This is a genomic window from Phyllobacterium sp. SL163 (assembly GCF_049896885.1).
Taxonomy (GTDB): domain Bacteria; phylum Pseudomonadota; class Alphaproteobacteria; order Rhizobiales; family Rhizobiaceae; genus Phyllobacterium; species Phyllobacterium calauticae.
The window spans coordinates 1-750 of the sequence record NZ_JAFCVE010000023.1; the positions used below are offsets into that span (position 1 = coordinate 1).

Genomic DNA, 750 nt, shown 5'->3' on the forward strand with positions numbered 1-750 from the left:
TGGCCCCGAGCTTCTCCTCGATCTTCTCCAGCATGTGCTCCGCCAGCCGCCGGTAGGTGGTGATCTTGCCGCCGAAAATGTTCATCAGCGGCGCCAGCCCCGCCGGCGCATCGCTTTTCAGCACATAGTCGCGCGTCGCCTCCTGCGCCTTCGAGGCCCCGTCATCATAGAGCGGGCGCACCCCCGAATAGCTCCACACCACATCGGCGCGCTGCACCGGCGCGGCAAAATACTCGCTGGCCGCCGCGCACAGATAATCGGTCTCCGCAGCGGTGATCGTCACCTCGGCCGGATTGCCGTGATAATCCTGGTCCGTCGTGCCGATCAGCGTGAATTCCTGCTCATAGGGAATGGCGAAGATGATGCGCCCGTCGGTGTTCTGGAAGAAATAGGCGCGCGGATCGTCGAACTTCTTGCGCACCACGATGTGGCTGCCCTGCACCAGGCGCACATTGTGCGCCGCGTTGAGCCCGGCCACGCCGGTCAGGACCTCGTCCACCCAGGGACCGGCCGCATTGACCACGAGCCGCGCCCGCACCGTCTCCACCGCACCCGACAGGGCGTCCTGCACGTCCAGCGTCCAGCCATCGGCCGCGCGCCGCGCCGCCGTCACCTTGCTGCGGGTGCGGATCACCGCGCCGCGGTCGGCCGCATCGCGCGCATTGAGCGCCACCAGCCGCGCATCATTGACCCAGCAGTCGGAATATTCGAACGCCCGCGTATAGAGCGACTTCAGCGGCCTGGCCGCCG

1 protein-coding gene is annotated in these 750 nt (G+C 67.1%); it reads right to left on the minus strand.

The genetic code is table 11. The features are described 5' to 3' along the window. Positions 1–750 (minus strand): glycerol-3-phosphate dehydrogenase (gene glpD, locus ACP7B1_RS24550; RefSeq protein WP_426137404.1); only part of this gene is annotated, 750 nt, incomplete at both ends.